Origin of the sequence: Streptomyces sp. NBC_00328, assembly GCF_036139655.1 — a bacterium.
Classification (GTDB): Bacteria; Actinomycetota; Actinomycetes; order Streptomycetales; family Streptomycetaceae; genus Streptomyces.
Window position 1 is genome coordinate 3,136,727 of the sequence record NZ_CP108013.1, and the last position, 23,675, is coordinate 3,160,401.

At 71.6% G+C, this 23,675-nt stretch carries 23 protein-coding genes, 1 pseudogene and 1 riboswitch; of the genes and pseudogenes, 11 read left to right on the plus strand and 13 right to left on the minus strand.

Annotation, left to right across the window (positions count from 1 at the left end):
- Positions 1 to 15: 15 nt before the first annotated feature.
- Both OG485_RS13745 and OG485_RS13750 read right to left on the minus strand, forming a co-directional pair.
- Positions 16 to 1,254 (minus strand): NAD(P)/FAD-dependent oxidoreductase, encoded by a 1,239-nt coding sequence (locus OG485_RS13745; protein WP_328668611.1) that lies wholly within the window; start codon positions 1,252 to 1,254, stop codon positions 16 to 18.
- Positions 1,255 to 1,286: 32 nt separating this feature from the next.
- The gene (locus OG485_RS13750; RefSeq protein ID WP_328668612.1) at positions 1,287 to 1,664 is read right to left on the minus strand and encodes a hypothetical protein; all 378 of its coding nucleotides are present in this window, start codon (positions 1,662 to 1,664) and stop codon (positions 1,287 to 1,289) included.
- A 50-nt stretch (positions 1,665 to 1,714) separates the two neighbouring features.
- Positions 1,715 to 1,827, plus strand: a riboswitch (TPP riboswitch).
- Between OG485_RS13750 and thiO the strand changes: the two genes are divergently transcribed.
- The 6 genes from thiO to OG485_RS13780 all read left to right on the plus strand — a co-directional run bounded on the left by thiO (position 1,825) and on the right by OG485_RS13780 (position 7,859).
- Positions 1,825 to 2,991 carry a glycine oxidase ThiO gene (thiO, locus tag OG485_RS13755; protein ID WP_328668613.1) on the plus strand — a complete coding sequence of 389 codons (1,167 nt, stop codon included), beginning with the start codon at positions 1,825 to 1,827 and terminating at the stop codon, positions 2,989 to 2,991. (Overlaps the previous riboswitch by 3 nt.)
- Entirely contained in the window at positions 2,988 to 3,188 is a 201-nt protein-coding gene (thiS, locus tag OG485_RS13760; RefSeq protein ID WP_328668614.1) for a sulfur carrier protein ThiS, read from the plus strand. The genes thiO and thiS overlap by 4 nt, the downstream gene beginning before the upstream one ends.
- Positions 3,189 to 3,191: 3 nt before the next feature.
- Entirely contained in the window at positions 3,192 to 3,986 is a 795-nt protein-coding gene (locus tag OG485_RS13765) for a thiazole synthase (RefSeq protein ID WP_326788276.1), read from the plus strand.
- A gap of 289 nt (positions 3,987 to 4,275) precedes the next feature.
- Positions 4,276 to 6,216, plus strand: a complete 1,941-nt coding sequence (pknB, locus tag OG485_RS13770; RefSeq protein ID WP_328668615.1) for a Stk1 family PASTA domain-containing Ser/Thr kinase — start codon at positions 4,276 to 4,278, stop codon at positions 6,214 to 6,216.
- A 134-nt stretch (positions 6,217 to 6,350) separates the two neighbouring features.
- Positions 6,351 to 7,220, plus strand: coding sequence for a deoxyribonuclease IV (locus tag OG485_RS13775; RefSeq protein WP_328668616.1), 870 nt, complete (start codon positions 6,351 to 6,353; stop codon positions 7,218 to 7,220).
- A gap of 93 nt (positions 7,221 to 7,313) precedes the next feature.
- Positions 7,314 to 7,859, plus strand: a complete 546-nt coding sequence (locus OG485_RS13780; protein ID WP_443048913.1) for a DUF4396 domain-containing protein — start codon at positions 7,314 to 7,316, stop codon at positions 7,857 to 7,859.
- Positions 7,860 to 7,910: 51 nt separating this feature from the next.
- Here the strand turns inward: OG485_RS13780 and OG485_RS13785 are convergent, their stop codons facing one another.
- A complete protein-coding gene (locus tag OG485_RS13785) occupies positions 7,911 to 8,543 on the minus strand; it encodes a sulfite oxidase-like oxidoreductase (protein WP_328668618.1) in 633 nt (210 codons plus the stop codon).
- A gap of 155 nt (positions 8,544 to 8,698) precedes the next feature.
- On the opposite strand from OG485_RS13785, the gene bfr reads away from it, so the two are divergent.
- Entirely contained in the window at positions 8,699 to 9,178 is a 480-nt protein-coding gene (gene bfr, locus OG485_RS13790; protein WP_326788272.1) for a bacterioferritin, read from the plus strand.
- Positions 9,179 to 9,205: 27 nt separating this feature from the next.
- Here the strand turns inward: bfr and OG485_RS13795 are convergent, their stop codons facing one another.
- From OG485_RS13795 to OG485_RS13805, 3 genes are all read right to left on the minus strand, one after another.
- Complete coding sequence (locus tag OG485_RS13795) at positions 9,206 to 9,493, minus strand: (2Fe-2S)-binding protein (RefSeq protein ID WP_328674428.1); 288 nt, start codon at positions 9,491 to 9,493, stop codon at positions 9,206 to 9,208.
- A 160-nt stretch (positions 9,494 to 9,653) separates the two neighbouring features.
- Complete coding sequence (locus tag OG485_RS13800) at positions 9,654 to 11,006, minus strand: class II 3-deoxy-7-phosphoheptulonate synthase (RefSeq protein ID WP_328668619.1); 1,353 nt, start codon at positions 11,004 to 11,006, stop codon at positions 9,654 to 9,656.
- Between the two features lie 191 nt (positions 11,007 to 11,197).
- The gene (locus OG485_RS13805; RefSeq protein WP_328668620.1) at positions 11,198 to 12,415 is read right to left on the minus strand and encodes a glycoside hydrolase domain-containing protein; all 1,218 of its coding nucleotides are present in this window, start codon (positions 12,413 to 12,415) and stop codon (positions 11,198 to 11,200) included.
- Between the two features lie 125 nt (positions 12,416 to 12,540).
- On the opposite strand from OG485_RS13805, the gene OG485_RS44010 reads away from it, so the two are divergent.
- The gene (locus OG485_RS44010) at positions 12,541 to 12,597 is read left to right on the plus strand and encodes a trp operon leader peptide (RefSeq protein WP_101392327.1); all 57 of its coding nucleotides are present in this window, start codon (positions 12,541 to 12,543) and stop codon (positions 12,595 to 12,597) included.
- A gap of 109 nt (positions 12,598 to 12,706) precedes the next feature.
- Complete coding sequence (locus tag OG485_RS13810; RefSeq protein ID WP_328668621.1) at positions 12,707 to 14,608, plus strand: anthranilate synthase family protein; 1,902 nt, start codon at positions 12,707 to 12,709, stop codon at positions 14,606 to 14,608.
- Here OG485_RS13810 and OG485_RS13815 read toward each other — a convergent pair.
- The 5 genes and pseudogenes from OG485_RS13815 to OG485_RS13835 form a co-directional block, all read right to left on the minus strand.
- Positions 14,560 to 15,555 carry a 2-hydroxyacid dehydrogenase gene (locus OG485_RS13815; RefSeq protein WP_328668622.1) on the minus strand — a complete coding sequence of 332 codons (996 nt, stop codon included), beginning with the start codon at positions 15,553 to 15,555 and terminating at the stop codon, positions 14,560 to 14,562. The two genes, OG485_RS13810 and OG485_RS13815, sit on opposite strands and share 49 nt — an antisense overlap.
- Positions 15,556 to 15,635: 80 nt before the next feature.
- Positions 15,636 to 16,664 carry a 6-phosphofructokinase gene (locus OG485_RS13820; protein WP_328668623.1) on the minus strand — a complete coding sequence of 343 codons (1,029 nt, stop codon included), beginning with the start codon at positions 16,662 to 16,664 and terminating at the stop codon, positions 15,636 to 15,638.
- A gap of 141 nt (positions 16,665 to 16,805) precedes the next feature.
- Complete coding sequence (locus OG485_RS13825) at positions 16,806 to 17,507, minus strand: response regulator transcription factor (RefSeq protein WP_328668624.1); 702 nt, start codon at positions 17,505 to 17,507, stop codon at positions 16,806 to 16,808.
- Between the two features lie 19 nt (positions 17,508 to 17,526).
- Positions 17,527 to 18,750, minus strand: a complete 1,224-nt coding sequence (macS, locus tag OG485_RS13830; RefSeq protein WP_328668625.1) for a MacS family sensor histidine kinase — start codon at positions 18,748 to 18,750, stop codon at positions 17,527 to 17,529.
- 210 nt (positions 18,751 to 18,960) lie between these two features.
- Positions 18,961 to 19,752 (minus strand): annotated as a pseudogene (locus OG485_RS13835) (lysophospholipid acyltransferase family protein); the annotation flags it as partial.
- A 160-nt stretch (positions 19,753 to 19,912) separates the two neighbouring features.
- Between OG485_RS13835 and OG485_RS13840 the strand changes: the two are divergent.
- Both OG485_RS13840 and OG485_RS13845 read left to right on the plus strand, forming a co-directional pair.
- Complete coding sequence (locus OG485_RS13840; RefSeq protein ID WP_328668626.1) at positions 19,913 to 20,722, plus strand: alpha/beta hydrolase; 810 nt, start codon at positions 19,913 to 19,915, stop codon at positions 20,720 to 20,722.
- Positions 20,715 to 21,506: a hypothetical protein gene (locus OG485_RS13845; RefSeq protein WP_328668627.1), complete on the plus strand. Its 792-nt coding sequence runs from the start codon at positions 20,715 to 20,717 to the stop codon at positions 21,504 to 21,506. The genes OG485_RS13840 and OG485_RS13845 overlap by 8 nt, the downstream gene beginning before the upstream one ends.
- A gap of 76 nt (positions 21,507 to 21,582) precedes the next feature.
- Here the strand turns inward: OG485_RS13845 and OG485_RS13850 are convergent, their stop codons facing one another.
- Both OG485_RS13850 and OG485_RS13855 read right to left on the minus strand, forming a co-directional pair.
- Positions 21,583 to 22,347 (minus strand): endonuclease/exonuclease/phosphatase family protein, encoded by a 765-nt coding sequence (locus OG485_RS13850; protein ID WP_328668628.1) that lies wholly within the window; start codon positions 22,345 to 22,347, stop codon positions 21,583 to 21,585.
- A 353-nt stretch (positions 22,348 to 22,700) separates the two neighbouring features.
- On the minus strand, positions 22,701 to 23,654 hold the full coding sequence (locus OG485_RS13855; protein WP_266757842.1) for an ROK family glucokinase: 954 nt from the start codon (positions 23,652 to 23,654) through the stop codon (positions 22,701 to 22,703).
- Between the last annotated feature and the right edge of the window lie 21 nt (positions 23,655 to 23,675).

A 23,675-nucleotide genomic window follows, 5' to 3' on the forward strand; every position in this document is an offset into this window, starting at 1 on the left:
GACCTGGGTGCCGGATCAGACCGTGGCGCCCTTCAGCGGCCTCGACGCGTCCGCGAGCAGCTCCGGATCCATGGTGGCGCCCGCCTCGATCAGCCTGCGGCCCTGGGCGAGATCCCTCGGGCGGCCCACCGCCAGGAGGGCGACGAGCCGTGTCTCGCGCAGCCAGCACACCGACCAGGAGGCTCCCGAGGGGTCGCCGCGCCAGACCAGGGTGTCGGCGGGCGTGTGGTGGCCGGCGTACTGGACGAAGCGGCCGAACTGCTCGGACCAGAAGTACGGCACGGGGTCGTAGGCGGCCGGCGTCTGTCCGACGATGTTCAGGGCGACCGTGCGCGGGCCCTGGAGGGCGTTGTCCCAGTGGTGGACGAGGAGGCGTTCCTCGTAGCGTCCGGACGGGAAGGAGGCGCAGTCGCCGACCGCGTAGACGTCCTGCAGGGAGGTGCGCAGGTGGTCGTCGGCGACGATCTCGCGGTGGGCGCCGAGTTCGATGCCCGAGCCGGCGATCCAGGCCGTGGCGGGCCGCGCGCCGATCCCGACCACGACGGCGTCCGCGGGCACCCGGGAGCCGTCGTCCAGGACGACCGCCCCGGGCTCGACGCGCTCCACGCGCGCGCTGGTGCGCAGCGAGGCCCCGCTGTCCGCGTACCAGGCGGCCATCGGGGCGGCCACCTCGGCGGGCAGCGCCTCGGCCAGCGGCCGGTCGGCGGCCTCGACGACCGTGACCGCGCAGCCCGCCTCGCGCGCCGCCGTGGCGAACTCGGCGCCGATCCAGCCCGCTCCGACCACCACGATGTCGTGCTGCCGGGTGAGAACGGGACGCAGCCGGTCGGCGTCGTCCAGGGTGCGCAGCAGATGCACGCCGGGCACGCCTTCGGCGCCGGGGAGCCGGATCGGTTCGGCGCCGGTGGCGACGACCAGGACGTCGTACGGGACGGGCCCCGCGTCCGTGTCCAGTTCGTGGTCGCCGGGGCGCACACCGAGCGCCTCGCTGCCCAGTCTGAGGTCGATGTCCAGGGCCTCGAAGTCGATGTCGAAGGCGGAGCCCTCGGCCTTGCCGAGCAGGACGGCCTTGGACAGCGGGGGCCGGTCGTACGGCTGATGCGGCTCCGCGCCGATCAGCGTGACGGTGCCCGTGAAGCCCTGTTCGCGCAGGGCGACCGCGGTCTGCACCCCGGCCATGCCCGCGCCCGCCACGACGACCCGCCGGGCCGCGGGCCCCTGCGACGGTGACTGTGCCTGCGTCTGATCGCTCACCTGATCACCTTAGACACGTGACGATTCGTCAGTCAGCGGACGTGCTCGGTGACCTGTTCCACACGGCCGGTCGCGCGCGGCTCCTCCACCACGCTCGTCCCGGCGCCCGGCTGCGACTCCCACGTCCAGCTCTCCTCCAGCCGCAGGCGCCCGTCGGGCAGTTCCACGACGGCCGACACGCAGTGGCCGGACGCGGTGGTCCCGTCGCGCCTGAGCTGTACGTACCGGAAGTCGAGGCGGTCGCCCTCGCGGGTGCCGACGAGGTGTCCGCGGACGATGTCGCCGCCCGCGTAGTCGGCCCAGACCACGCCGTCCCGCTCGTGGTACGTGAACCGGGTGCCGGTGCCCACCTGGCCCGGGGCCTGGTCGGCGACGGGGGCGAGCACGAGGCCGTCGAGCGGTCGCGCCATGGTGGAGGCTCCCTTACTGAGACAGAGGGGGCGGGCTAGGGTGGCCAACGTAAAGCACTCGCGGGAGCCCGGACGCACCGGGCTGAGAGGGAGGCTGGGCGGCCTCCGACCGTACGAACCTGATCCGGGTCATGCCGGCGAAGGGAGGGGCTGGACGCCCATGCCGTCTGCACGTTCGTCGGACGTCCTCGTCGTCGGGGGCGGAATCATCGGTCTGGTGACGGCCTGGCGGGCCGCGCAGCGCGGGTTCACGACCGCGCTCGTGGACCCCGAGCCGGGCGGCGGGGCCGCGCAGGTCGCGGCCGGGATGCTGGCCGCCGTCACCGAGCTGCACTTCGGCGAGGAGACCCTGCTGGGCCTCAACCTCGCCTCGGCGCGCCGCTATCCGGACTTCGCCGCCGAGCTCACCGAGGCCACCGGCCAGGACCTCGGCTACCGCCGGAGCGGCACGCTGGCCGTCGCTCTGGACGCCGACGACCGCGCCCATCTGCGGGAACTGCACGCGCTGCAGGTCCGGTCGGGGCTGGAGTCCGAGTGGCTGAGCGGCCGTGAGTGCCGCCGCCTGGAGCCGATGCTCGCGCCCGGCGTGCGCGGGGGTCTGCGGGTCGACGGCGACCACCAGATCGACCCGAGGCGCCTCACGGCGGCCCTGGTCACGGCCTGCGAGCGGGCCGGGGTGGTCATGCACCGGACCTGGGCGGAGCGTCTGACCGTCGTACGGGAACGGGCCACCGGGGTCGTCACCGCGGACGGCACCGGGCTCGGCGCGGGTCAGGTGGTGCTCGCCGGGGGCAGCCTCAGCGGCCGCCTGGCGGGCGTCCCCGACGACGTCGTGCCGCCGGTGCGCCCCGTCAAGGGGCAGGTACTGCGGCTGACCGTGCCGGCGCGGTACGCGCCCTTCCTCCATCGCACCGTGCGGGCCGTGGTGCGCGGCAGCCACGTCTATCTGGTGCCGCGCGAGAACGGCGAGCTCGTGGTGGGCGCGACCAGCGAGGAGCTGGGCTGGGACACCACCGTGACGGCGGGCGGCGTGTACGAGCTGCTGCGCGACGCCCACGAGCTGGTCCCCGGGATCACCGAACTGCCGCTCACCGAGACCCGCGCGGGGCTGCGCCCCTGCTCGCCCGACAACGCGCCGCTGCTCGGCCCGAGCGCGCTGGACGGGCTGCTGCTGGCCACCGGGCACCACCGCAACGGTGTGCTCCTGACGCCCGTGACCGGAGACGTGCTGGCCCACGTCCTGACCACCGGCGAACTCCCCGCCGAAGCCCGCCCCTTCACCCCCCTGCGCTTCGGCGCCACGGCCCGCACGGAGCTGCACGTATGAACATCGTCGTCAACGGGGAGCGGCGGCTGATCGCCGCGGGAACCGCTCTCGACGCGCTCGTCGCGACCCTCACCCCGTCGTCGTCCGGGGTGGCCGCCGCCCTGAACGAAACCGTCGTCCCGCGCGCGCAGTGGCCCTCCACCCCGCTCGCCGAGGGCGACCGCGTCGAGGTCCTCACCGCCGTCCAAGGAGGCTGACCCATGGCAGACGACCCCTTCGTCCTCGGCGGTACGACCTATGCGTCCCGGCTGATCATGGGGACGGGCGGCGCGCCCAGCCTCGACGTGCTGGAGCGCTCCCTGGTGGCGTCCGGCACGGAGCTGACCACGGTCGCGATGCGGCGCGTGGACGCGTCGGTGCACGGCTCGGTCCTGTCGGTGCTCGGCCGGCTGAACATCCGTGTCCTGCCGAACACGGCCGGCTGCTACACCGCGGGCGAGGCCGTGCTGACCGCTCGTCTGGCGCGCGAGGCCCTGGGCACCGATCTGGTCAAGCTGGAGGTCATCGCCGACGAGCGGACCCTGCTGCCCGATCCGATCGAGCTGCTCGACGCGGCGGAGACGCTGGTCGACGACGGCTTCACCGTGCTGCCTTACACGAACGACGACCCGGTGCTGGCGCGGAAGCTGGAGGACGTCGGCTGTGCGGCGATCATGCCGCTCGGCTCGCCCATCGGGTCCGGGCTCGGGATCCGCAACCCGCACAACTTCGAGCTGATCGTCGAGCACGCGCGCGTGCCGGTGATCCTGGACGCGGGAGCGGGCACGGCGTCGGACGCCGCGCTCGCGATGGAGCTGGGGTGCGCGGGGGTGATGCTGGCCTCGGCGGTGACACGGGCTCAGGAACCCGTCCTGATGGCGGAGGCCATGCGGCACGCGGTGGAGGCGGGGCGTCTGGCACGGCGGGCCGGGCGCATCCCCCGGAGGCACTTCGCCACGGCGTCCTCTCCCGTGGAGGGCATGGCGGCGCTGGACCCCGAGCGCCCGGCATTCTGACCGAGGTCCGCCGGTCATCGGTTTCCGCGCCGGTTTCCGCACCGGTTTCCGCACCGGTTTCCGCACCGGTTTCCAGGTCGGTTTCTCCATCGGCTTCCATCGGTTTCCGGCCGGGCGGGCGTGCGGGTTGTCGCGTTGCGGCCTTGCGGTGACAGACGGGCCATGATCGGACATCTGCACGACGAACAGACATTCGTACGTGCGATGCGCGTCACAGGTCGGCTGCAGTCGGGCCCCCGTATCGGTCGAACGGGACCTCGTGACGGTGGCGGCTCGTAGACTCACCTGCGTGGATACGACCCTTCAGGACCCGCTTGTCGGACACGTGCTCGACGGCCGCTATCGCGTCGACGCACGGATCGCGGTCGGCGGGATGGCCACGGTCTACAGGGCCTTGGACACCCGTCTGGACCGCGTGCTCGCGCTCAAGGTGATGCACCCGACGCTGGCCGCGGACGTCTCGTTCGTCGAGCGCTTCATCCGCGAGGCCAAGTCGGTGGCACGACTGGCGCACCCCAATGTGGTGCAGGTCTTCGACCAGGGGGCGGACGGGTCGTACGTCTATCTGGCCATGGAGTACATCGCCGGGTGCACCCTGCGCGACGTGCTGCGCGAGCGCGGCGCCCTCCAGCCCCGGGCCGCGCTCGACATCCTGGAGCCGGTGCTCGCCGCGCTCGGCGCGGCCCACCGCGCCGGGTTCGTGCACCGCGACATGAAGCCGGAGAACGTCCTGATCGGGGACGACGGCCGGGTCAAGGTCGCGGACTTCGGTCTCGTCCGCGCCGTGGACACGGTGACCAGCACGACGGGCACCATCCTCGGCACCGTGTCGTACCTCGCCCCCGAGCAGATCGAGCACGGCACCTCCGACACCCGCGTCGACGTCTACGCCTGCGGAGTCGTCCTCTACGAAATGCTCACCGGCGCCAAGCCGCACACCGCGGACTCCCCCGCGCAGGTGCTCTACCAGCACCTCCACGAGGACGTGCCGCCTCCGTCGGCCACCGTGCCGGGCATGGCGTACGCGCTGGACGAGCTGGTCACCGCGGCCACGGCCCGCAATCCCGAGGTCCGCCCGGCCGACGCGGTGGCCCTGCTCGGCCAGGTCCTCGAAGCCCGGGCCGGTCTCACCGCCGAGCAGCTCGACGCGGTCCCGCCGGGCGCGCTGTCCGTGGGCCACGACAACACCGACGACCGTACGAGCGTGATCCCGCGCTCGCTGTCCGTCCCCCGTCTGCTGCCCGTGAACGAGGACGACAGCGTCCTCGACCGGACCAGCCGGTTCGAGCAGAGCAGCCCGTTCACGACCGCGCCGGTCGGGCCGCCGCAGGTTCCGGGTACGCGGCCGCGGCGCGGGATGATGCTGGTCGTCGCCGCGATCGTGCTGGTGCTCGGCCTCGGCGCCGGTGTCTGGTACATCAACTCGGGCCAGTTCACCAAGGTCCCGCCCGTCCTGGCGAAGACGGAGCAGCAGGCCAGGACCCGGCTCCAGGACGCCGGGCTGGACGTCAAGCGGGTCAAGCACGCCTACAGCGACACGGTGAAGCGCGGCACGGTCATCAGCACCGACCCCGGTGTCGGCGAACGCATCCGCGACAACGACTCCGTGACCCTGACCGTCTCCGACGGCCCCCAGACGGTGAAGGTGCCGGACCTCAAGGGCCTCGCCCTGTTCAAGGCGAGAGAAGTGCTCAAGGGAGACGGGCTCGCCGCGGGCATGGTCACGCGAGAGTTCAGCCAGGACGTGCTCAACGGGTTCGTGATCGGTACGGATCCGGCCGCGGGCACCGAACGGCACTCGGGCTCGGCGATCGCGATCGTCGTGAGCAAGGGCGCCCCGGTGGAGCTGCCCGACGTGACCGGCTCGTCGGTCGAGGACGCCACGGCCGAGCTGGAGGGCGCGGGCCTGAAGGTGAAGATCGCCGCGGAGCGGGTCCACTCGGAGTTCGACAAGGGCCAGGTCGCCCAGCAGACACCGCGCGCGGGCCGCGAGGCCGCCACGGGGGACACGGTGACGCTGACCCTCTCCAAGGGCCCCGAGATGGTGGAGGTCCCGGACGTCGTGGGCGACAGCGTGGACGACGCCACGAAGGCGCTGGAGGACGCCGGGTTCCAGGTCGACAAGGACCGCGGGCTGCTCGGGCTCTTCGGCGACACGGTCAAGAAGCAGTCGGTGGACGGCGGCGACACGGCGCCCAAGGGCTCGACGATAACGATCCAGATCCGCTGAGCCGATCCGTCGCCGGGCCCGGCGACGTACGGCCTCCGACCGGGCAGCCGCTCGGAGGCCGCTCCCCCAGGGGCCCGGGAGGTCCGTGAGGTCCGCCCGCGGGGTGCCCGGCGGAGCGTGACACCCTGACGGGTGTGACCAGCAAGCAGCTCCGCAACCCCGTCGGCGGCCATGTCCCCGTGGCCGGCGGCCTCAACTCCGTCGGCCTGGCCTACGCCCGCGACCTCGCGGCCGAGACCGTCCAGGTCTTCGTCGCCAACCCGCGCGGCTGGGCGACGCCCGCCGGGAACCCGAAGCAGGACGAGGACTTCCGCGCCGCGTGCGCCGCCGGATCGATCCCCGCGTACGTCCACGCCCCGTACCTGATCAACTTCGGTTCGCACACCGAGGCGACGGTCGAGAAATCGGTGGAGTCGCTGCGGCACTCGCTGCGGCGCGGACGGGAGATCGGCGCCCTGGGGGTGGTCGTGCACACCGGGAGCGCCACCGGCGGCCGGGAGCGGTCCGTCGCCCTGAAGCAGGTGCGCGACCGTCTGCTGCCGCTGCTGGACGAACTGACCCATGACGACGACCCGTTCCTGCTGCTGGAGTCGACCGCCGGGCAGGGTGCCTCCCTCTGCTCACGCACCTGGGACTTCGGCCCCTACTTCGAGGCCCTGGACGCCCACCCCAAGCTGGGCGTCTGCCTCGACACCTGCCACATCTTCGCGGCGGGCCACGATCTGACCGGGCCGAGCGGGATGCACCAGACCCTCGATCTGCTGGTCGACACCGTCGGCGAGGGGCGGCTGAAGCTGATCCACGCCAACGACTCCAAGGATGTGGTCGGCGCGCACAAGGACCGCCACGAGAACATCGGCTCCGGCCACATAGGCGAGGACCCGTTCCGCGCTCTGATGACACATCCCGCCACGGAGGGCGTCCCGCTGATCATCGAGACCCCCGGCGGAAAGGAAGGGCACGCGGCCGATGTGGAGCGGCTGAAGAAGCTCCGCGACGGGTAGGGCCACGACCGGTCCCGCAACCCTCGGAATACCCCAGGGGGGTATATGGTTGCTTCAGTGCGAAGGAGCCGTGACTCGACACTGGGGGATCTCATGGGGCACGAGGCACCCGCGGACAGGCCCGCGCACACGGACACACCCGTGGATACGCGGGCGGACACTCACGAAGACCCGCACCACGCCCACCATCACGGGCCGGCCGGGGCCACCTGGTCCACGGCCGCCCAGGCCACCCTGCACTGCCTCACCGGCTGCGCCATCGGCGAGGTGCTGGGCATGGTGGTGGGCACGGCGTTCGGGTGGGGAAACCTGCCGACGACGGTCCTGGCGATCGCGCTGGCCTTCTTCTTCGGCTACGCGCTCACCCTGCGCGGAGTGCTGAGGGCGGGCGTCGGCTTCCGCACCGCCTTCCGGGTGGCGCTGGCCGCGGACACGCTGTCCATCGCGGTGATGGAGCTGATCGACAACGGCGTCATCGTGCTGTGGCCGGACGCGATGGACGCCCAGCTGGGCGACCTGCTGTTCTGGGGGTCGCTGCTGATCTCGCTCGTGGTGGCCTTCGTGGTCACGACCCCGGTCAACAAGTGGACGATCGGCCGGGGCAGGGGGCACGCCGTGGTGCACCGGTACCACCACTGACCTGCCGGGACACCGGCACCGGGGACGCGCGCCGGCAGTCGGGCCAGGGGCTCAGAGCTCGGGACCGTCCCCGGGTTCCTCCTGGTAGGAGTACCGCTGCTCGCGCCAGGGGTCACCGACGTTGTGGTAGCCGCGCTCCTCCCAGAAGCCGCGGCGGTCGGCGGTCATGTACTCGACGCCGCGCACCCACTTGGGCCCCTTCCACGCGTACAGATGCGGGACGACCAGGCGCAGCGGAAAGCCGTGCTCCGCCGTCAGCAGTTCGCCGTCCTTGTGGGTGGCGAAGATGGTGCGCTCGGACACGAAGTCCGCGAGACGCAGGTTCGAGCTGAAGCCGTACTCGGCCCAGACCATCACGTGGGTCACGGTGGGCGCGGGCGGGGCTATCTCCAGGATCGTACGGGCGGGGACACCCCCCCATTCGGCCCCCAGCATGCTGAACTTCGTGACGCAGTGCAGATCGGCCACGACGGAGGCGTACGGGAGGGCGGTGAACTCGTCGTGGGTCCAGCACTGCTTCCCGCCGTCGGCGGTGGCTCCGAAGACCCGGAATTCCCAGCGCTCGGGGCGAAACTTGGGTACGGGACCGTAGTGCGTGACCGGCCAGCCGCGCTGAAGTCGCTGTCCCGGCGGAAGCTCCGACTGTGCCGTTTCTCCAGATTCGCGCTCCACCGGCTGACCCATGACTCCATCCTGACAGACCCGGAACAGTGCCCATGACCAGCACGGCCAGGATCGGGGCAACCCGGAGTAAGCATGTACTTACTGGACGCCCCCGGACACCGGTGCAAAGATGCGGCGCAATCTGCCCAGTCCCCCGCTTGGAAGGAGCCTCTGCGATGCAGGGCGACCCCGAGGTCATCGAATTCCTCAACGAGCAGCTGACCGGTGAGCTGACCGCGATCAACCAGTACTTCCTGCACGCGAAGATGCAGGAGAACTTCGGCTGGACCAAGCTCGCGAAGTACACCCGGCACGAGTCGTTCGACGAGATGAAGCACGCGGAGGTCCTCACCGACCGCATTCTCTTCCTGGACGGACTGCCGAACTACCAGCGGCTCTTCCATGTCCGGGTGGGGCAGACCGTCACCGAGATGTTCCAGGCCGACCGGCAGGTGGAGGTCGAGGCGATCGACCGCCTCAAGCGCGGGATCGAGGTGATGCGCACGAAGGGCGACATCACGTCCGCGAACATCTTCGAGTCGATCCTCGAGGACGAGGAGCACCACATCGACTACCTGGACACCCAGCTGGAACTGGTCGAGAAGCTCGGCGAGGCGCTCTACCTCGCGCAGCTCATCGAGCAGCCGGAGAGCTAGGCGGCTTGGGGCCGGCCGGCTTCAGGGCTAGGCGGCCTCGCGCGCCGCGGTCCCGTACTCGACGGCCTCGCGCCGATCGGTCCCGGCCTCCGCGAGGACCTCGGAGAGCACCGGCATGCCCTGGTCGGCCAGCTCACGGCGCGGACACGAGCCCCTGCCCAGCAGCGCCTGGATCCGGCGTACGCACGAACCGCAGTCCGTACCCGCCTTGGAGGCCGAGGCTATCTGCCGCGGAGTGCACGCGCCGTCCGCCGCGTGCTTCTTCACCTGCTGTTCGGTGATCCCGAAGCAACTGCAGACGTACACCCGGTTCACCTCCCGCCGAAATCGTTGGGTCACGCCGTCCCGATGATCGGTGAGGCTAACCTAACCTTACCCGTCACATAGGAACCACAAAAGTGGCGTGGGGCGCGGATCGTATGTGATCCGCGCCCCACTGCAGGTGCCCGTAACAGGTGTGCCGCCTGTTGATCTGCTACTGGTCGCGGTACATCTCGGCGACGAGGAAGGCCAGGTCAAGGGACTGGCTGCGGTTCAGACGGGGATCGCAGGCCGTCTCGTAACGCTGGTGCAGATCGTCGACGAAGATCTCGTCGCCGCCGCCCACGCACTCGGTGACGTCGTCACCGGTGAGCTCGACATGGATACCGCCCGGGTGGGTCCCGAGGCCCTTGTGGACCTCGAAGAAGCCCTTGACCTCGTCGAGCACGTCGTCGAAGCGGCGGGTCTTGTGGCCCGAGGCGGCCTCAAAGGTGTTGCCGTGCATCGGGTCGGTCACCCAGGCCACGGTCGCACCGGAGGCGGTGACCTTCTCGACCAGCTCGGGCAGCTTGTCGCGGACCTTGTCCGCGCCCATCCGCACGATGAAGGTGAGACGGCCCGGCTCACGGTCCGGGTCGAGGCGCTCGATGTACTGGAGCGCCTCCTCGGCCGTCGTCGTCGGGCCCAGCTTGATCCCGATCGGATTGCGGATCTTCGACGCGAACTCGATGTGCGCGCCGTCGAGCTGGCGGGTGCGCTCGCCGATCCACACCATGTGGCCCGAGACGTCGTACAGGTGGCCCGTGCGCGAGTCGACGCGGGTCAGCGCCGACTCGTAGTCGAGGAGCAGCGCCTCGTGGGAGGCGTAGAACTCGACGGTCTTGAACTCCTCCGGGTCGGTGCCGCAGGCCCGCATGAAGTTCATCGCGTTGTCGATCTCACGCGCGAGCTGCTCGTAGCGCTGGCCGGACGGGGACGACTTCACGAAGTCCTGGTTCCAGGCGTGCACCTGGCGCAGGTCGGCGTAACCGCCGGTGGTGAAGGCGCGCACCAGGTTGAGCGTGGAGGCGGACGCGTTGTACATCCGCTTCAGGCGCTCGGGGTCCGGGATGCGGGACTTCTCGTCGAAGTCGAAGCCGTTGACCGAGTCGCCCCGGTACGTCGGCAGGGTCACGCCGTCGCGGGTCTCGGTGCCCTTGGAGCGGGGCTTGGAGTACTGGCCGGCGATCCGGCCGACCTTCACCACCGGCACCGAGGCGGCGTACGTGAGGACGGCGCCCATCTGGAGCAGCGTCTTGAGCTTGTTGCGGATGTGGTCCGCCGACACGGCGTCGAAGGCCTCGGCGCAGTCGCCGCCCTGGAGAAGGAACGCCTCTCCCTTGGCGACGGACGCCATCCGGGCGCGCAGCTGGTCGCACTCGCCCGCGAAGACGAGCGGCGGATACGACGCGAGCTCCGCGATCACATCGCGCAGAGCCTCGGCATCGGGGTACTCGGGCTGCTGCGCCGCGGGCAGGTCTCGCCAGGTGTTGCCAGCGCTCGCGCTGGACTTAGCGTTCACGGTCACCCGGACAACACTACGGGGTCGGCTCCGGCGTCCATTCACATGCTCATCAATTGAGACGAACCGCGCTCGATCGGCGACTCTCCGGGCGGCCGTACGGCGGCCGCGGCACCCGCCCGGAGAGAAGACGGCCGGCGCCTGGTGCCGCGGCAGGCAATGTTTGCCCGACGGGGCGAACGTTGCCTGTCGCGGCACTAGTCCACGTCGAGCCGGTCGCGGTCGATGGAGATCCGTACACCGCCGTGGGTCTCGGTCGTGTCGCCCACGTACTGGTGGACGCGCTGGTGCTTGTTCCACAGCGTCGAGGGGATCGAGGAGTCCGACGTGCTCGACACCCGGTTCCAGCGGGCGAAGTGGATCACGTCGGGCAGGGTGACGCGGCTCTTGTTGGCGATCAGGTCGGACACCAGGGACGAGGTGTTGCCGTACGCGCCGGAGCGGTAGCCGAGTGCGTGCAGGCGCGCGGTGTACGCCTGGAGGTAGGCGAGCACCGAGTCGGTGACCTTGCCTCCGGGCTCGTAGTGCTCCAGGTCGAGATAGAGCACCGTGTCCTTGCCGAAGCCCAGCGCGGCCGCCTGCTTGACGGCGTCGTCGGCGCCCGCGGTGCCCTGCGACACCGGGCTGGTGATGGCCGCGCAGCCGCCTCCGCAGCTGCCGCCGTCGGAGGAGGGCTGCCTGCCGACGTACAGCGGGAAGAACCGCCAGCCGCGGGTGTACTGCGTCCGCACCCAGTCGGCGGTCAGGTGCTGCTGGGCGCAGGCGCGGTTGAGCCCGCCGATGTAGACACCGATGGCGCCGTACGGGGAGTCGTCGCGCCAGGCGTCCATCGCCGACTGGCTCGGGGCGGTGCAGGCGTCGAAGCCCTCGCCGCGGAAGGAGGTCGCGTCCTTCGGCAGCGGGGCCGCAGCACGCTGCAGCGCGGGTTCCTCGCGCCGGGCGGCGGCGACAGGCAGTCCGGCGCTGCTCAGGACGTCCTGGATGCGCGCGCGGTCGTACCCGTAGGCCGCGGTGACGGCGATGCGGTCGGCGGTGGCCCGGTAGGTGCGGGCCGTCGGGTTCTCCGTGACGGCCCTGGGGGCCACGGGGGCGGGCTGGACCAGCAGCGCCTCGGTACGGCCGCTGGCCCTGGCCGGGCAGTTCTGGTCGGTGCCGGGGGTGCCGAGGTAGACGGCGTGCCGGTCGAAGCGGACACAGGTGTCGGGATGCTTCTTCAGGTCCACGATCCGCCAGGAGTCGGGGACGGTGAAGATGTAGCCGCGGTAGGCGACCTGGGTCAGGTCCTCGGCGTCGCCCGTGCGCGGGGCGGAACTCGCGGGGACGAGCGGCCCGGCGGCGAGGGCGGCCGCCGCGAGGAGCACGGTCAGGGCGCGGACGCCCTTCCGGCGGGGCTGGGACGAACGGACTGCGTGCATGGTTCTCGTTTCTCGGTGCGTTCGGTCTGTCTGGCCATCCATGGCCGGTGACCGGACGGTCGGAACGCTCCGCGGGACCGTTTCACGCTGTTGCCCGCCCCTCACCGTCGGGTAAGGTGCGGCGCATGTTCGCGCATTCGAACCAGAACTGGTGGTGGACCGCTCATCCGGCGGCCCACTGACTGCGCGTAGACACGACTTCGCGAAGGCCGCCCGAGGGGCGGCCTTCGGTGTTTGCGGACCCGGGCCGTTCCTCTCCGAGATGCACGATTCGAGAGAAGGACCGCACCGATGAACCTGCTCGACCTGCTGGACGATCCCCGTCCCTTCGCCCTGCTGCGCCGCCGCACTCCCGGCCGCGACCACGACGTGGTCGAACTGCTGCTGGGGCCGGTGCGCGAGGTGGAGCGCCTCGCCGACATCCCCGACGAGGGTCTCGCGCTGATCCCGTTCCGGCAGATCAGGGAGCGCGGCTTCGACGTCCGCGACGACGGCACCCCGCTCTCGGTGCTCGTCCCCGAGGAGCGCCACGAACTGCCGCTCGCACAGGCGCTGGCCGAGCTGCCGGCGCACGACGTACGGGTCGAGGGCGGCGGCTTCGACGTCGGTGACGAGGAGTACTCCGGGATCGTCGAACGGGTGCTGCGGGAGGAGATCGGGCGCGGCGAGGGCGCCAACTTCGTGATCCGGCGGACGTACGAGGGCCGGATCCCGGGGTTCGGACGGGCCGACGCCCTGGCGCTGTTCCGCCGGCTGCTGGTCGGCGAGCGGGGCGCGTACTGGACGTTCGTCGTGCACACCGGGGAGCGGACGCTGGTCGGGGCGAGCCCGGAGGTGCATGTCCGGATGTCCGCCGGGACGGTCGTGATGAACCCGATCAGCGGGACGTACCGCTATCCGGCCGGGGGCCCGACGCCCGAGGACCTGCTCGCCTTCCTCGCCGACGGCAAGGAGATCGAGGAGCTCTCGATGGTCGTCGACGAGGAGCTCAAGATGATGTGCACGGTCGGGGACATGGGCGGGGTGGTGATCGGGCCGCGGCTCAAGGAGATGGCCCATCTCGCGCACACCGAGTACGAGTTGCGGGGCCGCTCCTCGCTGGACGTGCGGGACGTCCTGCGCGAGACCATGTTCGCGGCGACCGTCACCGGCTCGCCCGTGCAGAACGCCTGCCGGGTCATCGAGCGTCACGAGGTGGGCGGGCGCGGCTACTACGCGGGGGCGCTGGCGCTGGTCGGGCGGCAACGGGAGGACGGGCCGGACGGCGGGCCCGGGGCGCAGACCCTCGACTCCCCGATCCTCATCCGCACGGCCGACATCGACGCGGACGGCCGGCTGCGGGTGCCGGTCGGCGCCACTCTCGTACGGGGATCGGATCCGGCGGGCGAGGTCGCCGAGACGCACGCCAAGGCGGCGGGGGTGCTGGCGGCACTCGGGGTGCGGCCCGGCCGGCCGCGCCCGGACGGTACCCGGCCGGGGCTGGGCGACGATCCGCGGGTGCGGGCGTCGCTGGACGGGCGGCGGGCCTCGCTGGCGCCGTTCTGGCTGCGGATGCAGGAGCGGTCCCAGGAGCTCGCCGGGCACGCGCTGGTCGTGGACGCCGAGGACACCTTCACCGCGATGCTCGCGCATGTCCTGCGCTCGTCCGGGCTCGATGTGACGGTACGCCGGTACGACGAACCGGGCCTGCGCGAGATCGTCCTCGCGCACGAGGGGCCGGTGGTCCTCGGCCCGGGTCCCGGCGATCCCCGCGACGCGGCGGACCCCAAGATGCGCTTCCTGCGCGGCCTGACCGCCGAGGTGCTGCGTGAGCACCGGCACGGCGTCCTCGGTGTCTGCCTCGGCCACGAGCTGATCGCGGTCGAGCTGGGGCTGGACATCGTCCGCAAGGACGTGCCTTACCAGGGCGCGCAGACGCGTGTCGACCTCTTCGGGCGGCCCGAGACCGTCGGCTTCTACAACAGCTTCGTGGCGCACTGCGACGACGAGACGCTGGCGGAGCTGTCGGCGCACGGCGTCGAGGTCAGCCGGGCCGCGAACGGCGAGGTGCACGCGCTGCGCGGTCCCGGCTTCGCGGGCGTGCAGTTCCACCCGGAGTCGGTGCTGACGCTCAACGGCGCGGCCGTCGTACGGGAGCTGGCGGGTCAGCTGCGCGGCACGAGCACGTTCTCCGAGCGGCGGCCCTCGGTGTAGTCGAGGACGTTGGCGGCGGTGGCGTCGACGATCTGGCCGACCGCGTCACGGGTGTAGTAGGCCTGGTGCGAGGTGACCAGGACGTTCGGGAAGGTGACCAGGCGGGCCAGGGTGTCGTCCTCGACGGTTTCGAGGGACTTGTCGAGGAAGAACAGTCCGGCCTCCGCCTCGTACACGTCGAGGCCGACACCCGTGAAGCGGCCCTCGCGCAACTGGGCGACGAGGGCCTGGCTGTCGATCAGGCCGCCCCGGCTGGAGTTCACCAGGATCGCGTCGTCCTTCATGACGCGCAGGGCGTCGGCGTCGATGAGGTGCTGGGTCCCCGGCATCAGCGGGACGTGCAGGCTGACGAGGTCGGACTCGGCGAGAAGGCGCTCCTTGGAGACGTACGTCATGCCGAGTGCGACGCACTCCGGGTTCTCGGCGATGTCCCAGCCGAGCAGCTTCATGCCGAAACCGTGGGCGATCCGGGCGAAGGCCTCGCCGATCTTCCCGGTACCGACGACTCCCGCGGTGCGGCCGTGCATGTCACGGCCCATCAGCCCTTCGAGACGGAAGTCGAAGTCGCGGGTGCGGTTGGACGCGCGCACGATACGGCGGTTGACGGCCAGGCCGAGGGTCCAGGCGAACTCGGCGACCGAGTAGGGCGAGTAGGACGAGACCCGGGCGACCGTCATCCCGAGGCGCTCGGCGACGTCGAGGTCGATGTTGTTGAACCCGGTGGAGCGCTGGGCGACGAGCTGCGTGCCGCCGGCCGCCAGGGTCTGCAGAACGCGGTGTCCCAGGGCGCAGTTGACGCTGGTGGACACGGCCTCGTAGCCGGTGGCGATGGGTGCGGTGTCCTCGCTGAGGAAGACGTCGACACAGCGGACCTCGTGACGTCCCTCGAAGGCCTTCTCGATCAGGGGCTTCTCGTCGGACTGGACGCCGAACGCCAGAATCTCCACCGGTCTCTCCCGTGCTGGGGTACGGGCCGAATATACGGCCCGTACCCCCGGAGCCGCTCAGGCGCGGGCGGGGTGCCGCCTCAGCCGAAGAACACCCCGACCTCCGCGTACAGGCCGGGGTCGACCGTCTTCAGCCTGGCGGTGGCCTCCGCGATCGGGACACGGACGATGTCGGTGCCGCGCAGCGCCACCATCTTGCCGAAGTCGCCGTCGCGGACCGCCTCGATGGCGTGCAGCCCGAAGCGGGTGGCGAGCCAGCGGTCGAAGGCGCTGGGCGTCCCGCCGCGCTGGACATGCCCGAGGACCGTGGTGCGGGCCTCCTTGCCGGTGCGCCGCTCGATCTCCTTGGCCAGCCACTCGCCGACACCGGAGAGCCGGACATGTCCGAAGGAGTCCAGGCTGCCGTCCTTGAGGACCATGTCGCCGTCCTTGGGCATGGCGCCCTCGGCGACGACGACGATCGGCGCGTACGAGGCCTTGAAGCGCGAGGTCACCCAGGCGCAGACCTGGTCCACGTCGAAGCGCTGCTCGGGGATGAGGATGACGTTCGCACCGCCGGCCAGGCCCGAGTGGAGGGCGATCCAGCCCGCGTGGCGGCCCATCACCTCGCAGACGAGGACGCGCATGTGCGATTCGGCGGTGGTGTGCAGGCGGTCGATGGCCTCGGTCGCGATGTTGACCGCCGTGTCGAAGCCGAAGGTGTAGTCGGTGGCGGAGAGGTCGTTGTCGATGGTCTTCGGTACGCCGACGACGTTGATGCCGTACTCGTCGCCGAGCCGCGCGGCGACGCCCAGGGTGTCCTCGCCGCCGATCGCGATGAGCGCCTCGACCTCCTGCTTGACGAGGTTCTCCTTGATCCGGCGGATGCCGTTCTCCTGCTTGAGGGGGTTGGTGCGCGAGGATCCGAGGATGGTGCCGCCGCGCGGCAGGATCCCGCGCACGGCCTGGATGTCGAGCCGTACGGTGTCGCCTTCGAGCGGCCCCCGCCAGCCGTCCCGGTAGCCGACGAAGTCATAGCCGTACTCCTGCACGCCCTTGCGGACGATGCCCCGGATGACGGCGTTGAGCCCGGGGCAGTCGCCGCCTCCGGTCAGTACTCCGACCCGCATGGAAAGTCCCTTCGCCACGGTTGGCTGTCGGACTCACGCTAATAGTGATCCAGGTCACTTCGGCATGGTGCGGAAGGGCTGTTCCGGTGAATTGTCGGCCAGTTGATCAATAGATCACCCGAAAGACGGCATCTGCGGCAGTCAGGCCTCGTCCAGTCCGCGCTCTATGGCGTAGCGGACCAGCTCGACCCGGTTGTGCAGCTGGAGCTTGCCCAGGGTGTTCTGCACATGGTTCTGGACGGTGCGGTGGGAGATGACCAGGCGCTCGGCGATCTGCTTGTAGCTCAGGCCCTTGGCGACCAGGCGCAGCACCTCGGTCTCACGGTCGGTCAGCTGCGGGGCCCTCGGCTCGTCGGCGCCCGTGGCCGGGACGGGTTCCGAGGCCAGCCGGCGGTACTCGCCGAGGACCAGTCCCGCGAGGCCGGGTGTGAACACCGGGTCACCGGCGGCGGTCCGGCGCACCGCCTCGGTCAGCTCCTCCGCGGACGCCGACTTCAGGAGGTAGCCGGTCGCGCCGGACTTCACCGCCTCCAGCACGTCGGCGTGCTCGCCGCTGGCCGACAGGACCAGGACGCGCAGGGACTGATCGGCGCCGACCAGCTCCTTGCAGACCTGGACGCCGGGCTTGGCGGGCAGGTTCAGATCGAGGACGAGCACGTCGGGTGCCACCGCCAGCGCACGGCGCACGGCCTGTTCGCCGTCGCCGGCGGTCGCGACCACGTCGAACCCGGCGGCCGCCAGGTCACGGGCCACGGCGTCACGCCACATGGGGTGGTCGTCCACCACCATGACCCTGATGGGGCTCTCCTCCGCCCGCGGCTGCGCCGCAGTCCCGCCCGTCATCGCCCTACCGTCGCCTTCGTCATCGCGTCTTCGCCTTCCCCCGCGTGTCCTTCGGCACCTTCAGCTCGACCTCGGTGCCCTGTCCCGGGACGGAGATCAGCTCCGCCGTGCCGCCCAGCTCGCGCAGCCTGCCGCGGATCGACAGCGCCACTCCGAGCCGCCCCTCGCCCTCGGCCTGGGCCAGGCGTCCCTCCGGGATGCCGGGGCCGTCGTCGCGCACCGTCACGATCACGGCGTCCGGTTCGTCCTCGACCAGGATCCAGGCGCGGGCGTCCTCGCCCACGTGCTGACGGACATTGTCCAGGGCGGCACCCACGGCCGCGGCCACCTCCCGCGCGGCGGGCGGCCCGAGCGGCACCGGCGCGCCGGGCTCGGAGAGGGTCACGCGCGCGGTGGCGTACGGGGCGAGCAGGGCGCGCAGGTCGAGCGGAGCCCCGGGGTCCGCGTCGTCGGGTTCGTCGACGGCGCGGACCACCGCGCCGAGCGCGGCGTCCTCCGACACCCGTGAGACGGGCACCATGCCGCCCGACACCAGCGTGCGCAGCGCGGCCTCCTGCTCACCGGCCATCCGGCCGAGCTCCGCGGCCTCGCCGCCGAGCGCGCTGGCACGCCGCTGCACCATGGCGAGGACCTGGAGCACACCGTCGTGGATGTCCCGGGCGAGGCGTTCGCGTTCGCGGGTGGCCGCCTCGATCTCCAGGGCGCGGGCGAGGGTGCGCTCGGAGGCGCGGGCCACCTCGACGACGTAGCCGATGGCGATGGAGGCGACCCAGACGAGGACCACGTTGTGCACGGTGTCCCGGGCCGGGGCGCCGCGCTCGACGAGGTTGGCCGCGGCGACGAGTGTGGAGGCGAAGGCCGCCCACCGCCAGCCGCCCTTGATCGCGAAGGCCAGGACGGCACCCGCCGTCCATATCGACGGCAGCGTCGGGCCGCCCGCGTCGATGCGCGCGGCGGAGTCGGCGACACGGGTGAGCAGGATCCCGGCCAGCGCGACGGTGAGGTCGGCGACGAGGAACCGCTTGGTGCAGTTGGCCGCGCCGGCGACTCTCGGCAGCGTGGCCAGCGTCCAGACGAGCAGGAAGGCGAAGAACGCGACGGCCACCCACGGGCGGGCGAACTTGTCGTACGTGGTGGCGAAGAGCCCGATCGCGTACAGCACGGTCAGCACCCGGTAGCCGCTCAGCGCACGCCACAGCGGCTGCTCGACCGACATCCTCATGACTCTCTCGCGCTTGGCCATGTCCCCCGCCCCCGACTGCCGACGTCCCTACGGACGCTCCTGGGAGCCGGACCGTTGCCTGTCGGTCGGCTCGGCTTCCCCCACGCCCCCCGAACCGTCCGACGGCGCGGACTGCTCCCCGCCTTGTTCCCCGGCCGGGTCCTCTGCCTGGTCCGCGGTCTGGTCCGCGGGCGGTACTTCAGCCTGTGCTTCGCTCAGCGCTTCGGTCTGCGCTTCCGTCTGCTTCTCGGCCTGCGCTTCGGCCTGCTCCTCGGCCTGTTCCCTGGCGGCCTGCTTCTCGGCCTGGGCGAGTGCCGCCCTGGCCGCCTTCTCGGCGTCCTTCTCGGCCTTCGCCGCCTCCGCGATCTGCCGCTTGGCTGCCGTCGCGTACATGTCGACGTACTCCTGGCCGGACAGCTTCATGATTTCGTACATGACCTCGTCGGTCACCGCGCGGAGCACGAACCGGTCGTGCTCCATGCCGCTGTAGCGGCTGAAGTCCAGCGGCTTGCCGATGCGGATGCCCGGACGCATCAGCTTGGGCATCAGCTTGCCCGGAGGCTGGATCTTCTCGGTGTCGATCATCGCCACCGGGATGACGGGCGCGCCGGTGGCGAGGGCCACGCGCGCGAGACCGCCGGGCTTGCCGCGGTAGAGGCGCCCGTCGGGCGAGCGCGTGCCCTCCGGGTAGATGCCGAACAGCTCACCGCGCTCGATCACCTCTATGCCGCTCTTGATGGCCGCCTCGCCCGCGCCGCGCGCGCCGGACCGGTCCACCGGGAGCTGGCCGACGCCCTTGAAGAAGGCGGCCGTCATCCGGCCCTTGATGCCCGGGGTCGTGAAGTACTCGGCCTTCGCGATGAAGGTCACCTTGCGTTCGAGGATCGCCGGCAGGAAGAACGAGTCCGAGAACGACAGATGATTGCTCGCCAGAATGGCCGGGCCCTCGGCGGGGATGTTCTCGAGGCCTTCCACCCAGGGTCTGAAGGCGAGCTTCAGTGGCCCTCCGATGGAAAACTTCATTGCGCCGTAGATCACCCGCGTGCCTCCTGTGTCGTGGATCAGACCTTAACCCGGAGCACCGTCAAAGGACCCGACGACCCTGGTCGGTGTCAGTACGGTCGCGTACGGTGAAGCACATCCGGAGTCGTTTTCCGCCCCAACTCATGAACAGGAGACCGAGGTGCCGGTCCTTCCTGGAGCCGAGCCGTTCCGCCACGAGGGCGGAGAGGTCGGCGTCCTTCTCTGCCACGGTTTCACCGGCTCCCCGCAGTCGCTGCGCCCGTGGGCGGAGTACCTCGCCGAGCGCGGTCTGACCGTCGCGCTGCCCCTGCTCCCGGGGCACGGCACGCGCTGGGAGGACATGCAGGTCACCGGCTGGCAGGACTGGTACGCGGAGGTCGACCGCGAGCTGCGCGCGCTGCGCGAGAGGTGCTCGCGGGTCTTCGTCTTCGGGCTGTCGATGGGCGGCGCGCTGGCCCTGCGGCTCGCGGCCAGGCACGGCGACGACATCGACGGCATCGTGGTCGTCAACCCGCTGAACAAGGTGCACGGTGCCGCCGCCCGTCTCCTGCCGGTCCTGCGCCACCTGGTCCCCTCGACGAAGGGCATCGCGAGCGACATCGCGAAGGAGGGCTCCGAGGAGATCGGCTACGGCAGGGTGCCGCTGCACGCCGCGCATTCGATGCGCCTGCTGTGCGGGATCGTGGACGCTGAGCTGCCGCAGGTCACCCAGCCGCTCCTGCTGCTGCACAGCCTCCAGGACCATGTGGTCTCCCCCGCCGACTCGGCGCGCATCCTCGGCCGGGTGTCCTCCACGGACGTGACGGAGATCGTGCTGGAACAGAGCTACCACGTCGCGACGTTGGACCTGGACGCGGACCGGATCTTCGAGGAGAGCCACTCCTTCGTCACCCGGCTCGCGCCCGGTGCCGGCAAGGAGGCCGACGCCGGTCGGATGGGCCCACAGGAAGGGACGGCAGCCGGTGGCTGAGCACGACGCGGACCGCGGCGATCCGGAGGAGAAGGGCGTACCCGTCGGCGAGCCGCTCGACGGGGCTCGCGGCGAGGGCCTCGGCGACGCGCTCACCGAGTCCGCCGGGGACCGGCTCGAGGAATCGCCCGGTGATGCCCGCGGGGAGTCCTCCGGCGACGAACAGAGCGTGCCGTTCGACGAGGATGCCGCCTGGAAGTCGATCGTCGAGGGATACGGCGAGGAGCCTCCGGACCCGCCCGGCTCGCGGCCGTTCCGGTCGATCGAGGATCTGGCACTCCCCGAGCCCGGGCCGGACACCGACTCCGGGACCGGTGGCGGGAACTCCGGAAGCACCGGGGACGGCGAGGGCGACGCCCCGGCTCCGGGAGCCGGGTCCGAGCCGGAGGCCTCCACGGGCGACCTGCCCTCCCCCGGTGACCTGCCCTCCGTCGTCAAGCCGCTCGGCAGCTCGATCGCCTTCGCGCCCGGTGTCGGCGGCCCGCGGGACTACCGCGCGCCCGAGCCGTCCGAGGGCGACTTCGACGAGGACGACGAGGGCCACTTCGTTCCGCCCGAGCCGCCTCCGCTGCCCGCCGCGGACACGACCGCCAAGTTCGCCTGGCTCGGCGTACTCGGCGGCCCCGCGCTGCTTCTGCTGGCCGTCCTGTTCGGCTGGGACATGACCTGGTGGCTCACCACCCTCGGCGTCGGCGGTTTCCTCGGCGGCTTCGCCACCCTGGTGACGCGCATGAAGGACGACGACGAGGACCACGAGGACCCGGGACGCGGCGCGGTCGTCTGACCCCGGCCCCGCCCCGGCCCCGGGGTGCGGCGGCAGGCTCCGGCCCGTCCGCAGGACGGGGTGATCCGGGCCGCGCTCAGGACGCGGGCACTCTGAGGGCGGCCAGGACGGGCAGATGGTCCGTGGCCGCCCTCAGGTCGTCCTCGCTCACGCCGGGCAGGCCGAGCGGCACTCCGCAGCCGAGGACCTCGATGCCGGGCGTGGCGAAGACGGCGTCGATGCGCCGGTCGGGGCCCGCGAACGTCCAGGTGTGCTCCCCGCCCCAGGGACGGGTCGCCCAGCCGTCCTGGAGCGCGCCCGCCAGACGGCGGAACGCCGGTCCTGTCGGGCGTTCGTTGAGGTCGCCGCCCGCGACGGCGTGCGGGGTGCCGAGACCGGCGAGACGGTCGAGGAGCAGGCCGCTCTGCTCGTGACGCTCGTCCTTCTGGAGCGACAGATGGCAGCTCAGCACGCCGAGCCGGGCTCCGCCGAACCGCACGACCGCCGTGGCGAAGCCCCGCCGGTGCAGTCCCGGGGTCAGCGGGAGCAGGACGTCCTCGGTGCGCTCCACGGTGGCCCGCAGGGTGCACAGCAGCGCGGGCCCTGAGGCGGTGGCGCCTCCGGACAGGATGACGAGGCCGGAGGCGGCGGCGAGACGCGCGAGCTTCTTGCGCCAGCGGAAGAACCGCGGCGCCTCCTGGACCAGTACGAGGTCCGGTGCGCAGGCGCTGATCACCCGGGCGAGCGCGGCGGTGTCGTCGCGCATCGAGCGGATGTTGTAGCTGAGCACGCGGATGACGGCCGAACCGTCGGATTCGGTGCGGGACGCGGGCAGCGGACTGGCGGAGGAGCTGGTCGGCATGGCGATCAAGATACGCGCCGGGAGCCCGCCGGAAGGGCCGAAGAACCACATGGCTCGCCCGCACGGGGCGCCGGGCCGGTGCAGCGGTGCTCCTGACGCGCCGAGGGACCCCTCGATCGGGTGAGGCGGACGCCCGGGCGGGGGATACGGCGGACAGGGGGCGGCCCGCTGGTCCCGTGGAGTCGGGCGGACGCGGCCCGACGCCTCCCGGGGGATACGGCGGGCACGGGGCGACGCCTCCCGTGGCCTTCCGGGGATGTGGCGGCCGACGCCTCCCGGGGACGGGGCGGACACGGCGGCGCCCGCCACCCCGTGAGGGTGCGGCGGGCGCTGCCGTGCGAGAGGTGCGGGACCTACATGATCGGGTCGGGCTCCCGGGCCAGGTCCGCCGCTCCGACGAGACCCGCCTTGTTGCCCAGCTGGGCGGCGATCACATCGGCGACCGGGCGCCAGTTGCCGCCGACCAGCCAGCGCTTGTACGACTTGCGGATCGGGTCAAGGACCAGCTCGCCCTCGTCCGAGAGGCCGCCGCCGACGATGAAGGCGGACGGGTCGAAGAGCGAGGCGAGGTCGGCCAGACCCGCGCCGGCCCAGCGGGCCAGCTCGCGGTAGGAGTCCACCGCCACGTGGTCGCCCTGCCGGGCGGCCATGGAGATGTGCTTGCCCTCGATGCCGTCGGGGGTGCCGTCGCCGAGCCCCAGGAGGACCTCCGCCGCCTCCGGGGTCGCGTTGGCCCGCTGCTTGGCGTAACGGACGAGGGCGCGCCCGGAGGCGTACTGCTCCCAGCAGCCCTGCGAGCCGCAGCCGCACAGCAGTCCGTCCGGCACCATCCGGATGTGGCCGAACTCGGCGGCCACGCCGAAGTGGCCGCGGCGCAGCTTGTTGCCGATGATGATGCCGCCGCCGAGGCCGGTGCCCAGGGTGATGCAGATGACGTTGCGGTGGCCCTTGCCCGCCCCGAACTTGTATTCGCCCCAGGCGGCCGCGTTCGCGTCGTTCTCCACGACGACCGGCAGACCGACACGCTGCTCGACCTCGGCCTTGAGCGGCTCGTTGCGCCAGTCGATGTTCGGCGCGAAGTACACCGTCGAGCGCTGGCGGTTCACGTATCCGGCGGCACCGATGCCGACGCCCACGATGTCGTGACCGGCGCGCGCGCCCTCCACGGCCGAGGCGATGGCGTCGATGATCGCCTGCGACGTGGTCGGGGTCGGCACCTTGTGCGTCGAGAGGATATTGCCTTCCTCGTCGACCACACCGGCCGCGATCTTCGTGCCGCCGATATCGACGCCGATGGTGAGTCCCATGAATCCCTCAGTTTCGGTCGA

Bases quoted from the DNA above. Each gene is read 5' to 3' on its own strand.
- OG485_RS13750 (WP_328668612.1), bottom strand. From the start codon at position 1,664: ATGGCGCGACCGCTCGACGGCCTCGTGCTCGCCCCCGTCGCCGACCAG.
- thiO (WP_328668613.1), top strand. From the start codon at position 1,825: ATGCCGTCTGCACGTTCGTCGGACGTCCTCGTCGTCGGGGGCGGAATC.
- thiS (WP_328668614.1), top strand. From the start codon at position 2,988: ATGAACATCGTCGTCAACGGGGAGCGGCGGCTGATCGCCGCGGGAACC.
- OG485_RS13765 (WP_326788276.1), top strand. From the start codon at position 3,192: ATGGCAGACGACCCCTTCGTCCTCGGCGGTACGACCTATGCGTCCCGG.
- OG485_RS13780 (WP_443048913.1), top strand. From the start codon at position 7,314: ATGGGGCACGAGGCACCCGCGGACAGGCCCGCGCACACGGACACACCC.
- OG485_RS13785 (WP_328668618.1), bottom strand. From the start codon at position 8,543: ATGGGTCAGCCGGTGGAGCGCGAATCTGGAGAAACGGCACAGTCGGAG.
- bfr (WP_326788272.1), top strand. From the start codon at position 8,699: ATGCAGGGCGACCCCGAGGTCATCGAATTCCTCAACGAGCAGCTGACC.
- OG485_RS13805 (WP_328668620.1), bottom strand. From the start codon at position 12,415: ATGCACGCAGTCCGTTCGTCCCAGCCCCGCCGGAAGGGCGTCCGCGCC.
- OG485_RS13810 (WP_328668621.1), top strand. From the start codon at position 12,707: ATGAACCTGCTCGACCTGCTGGACGATCCCCGTCCCTTCGCCCTGCTG.
- OG485_RS13820 (WP_328668623.1), bottom strand. From the start codon at position 16,664: ATGCGGGTCGGAGTACTGACCGGAGGCGGCGACTGCCCCGGGCTCAAC.
- OG485_RS13825 (WP_328668624.1), bottom strand. From the start codon at position 17,507: ATGACGGGCGGGACTGCGGCGCAGCCGCGGGCGGAGGAGAGCCCCATC.
- macS (WP_328668625.1), bottom strand. From the start codon at position 18,750: ATGGCCAAGCGCGAGAGAGTCATGAGGATGTCGGTCGAGCAGCCGCTG.
- OG485_RS13850 (WP_328668628.1), bottom strand. From the start codon at position 22,347: ATGCCGACCAGCTCCTCCGCCAGTCCGCTGCCCGCGTCCCGCACCGAA.
- OG485_RS13855 (WP_266757842.1), bottom strand. From the start codon at position 23,654: ATGGGACTCACCATCGGCGTCGATATCGGCGGCACGAAGATCGCGGCC.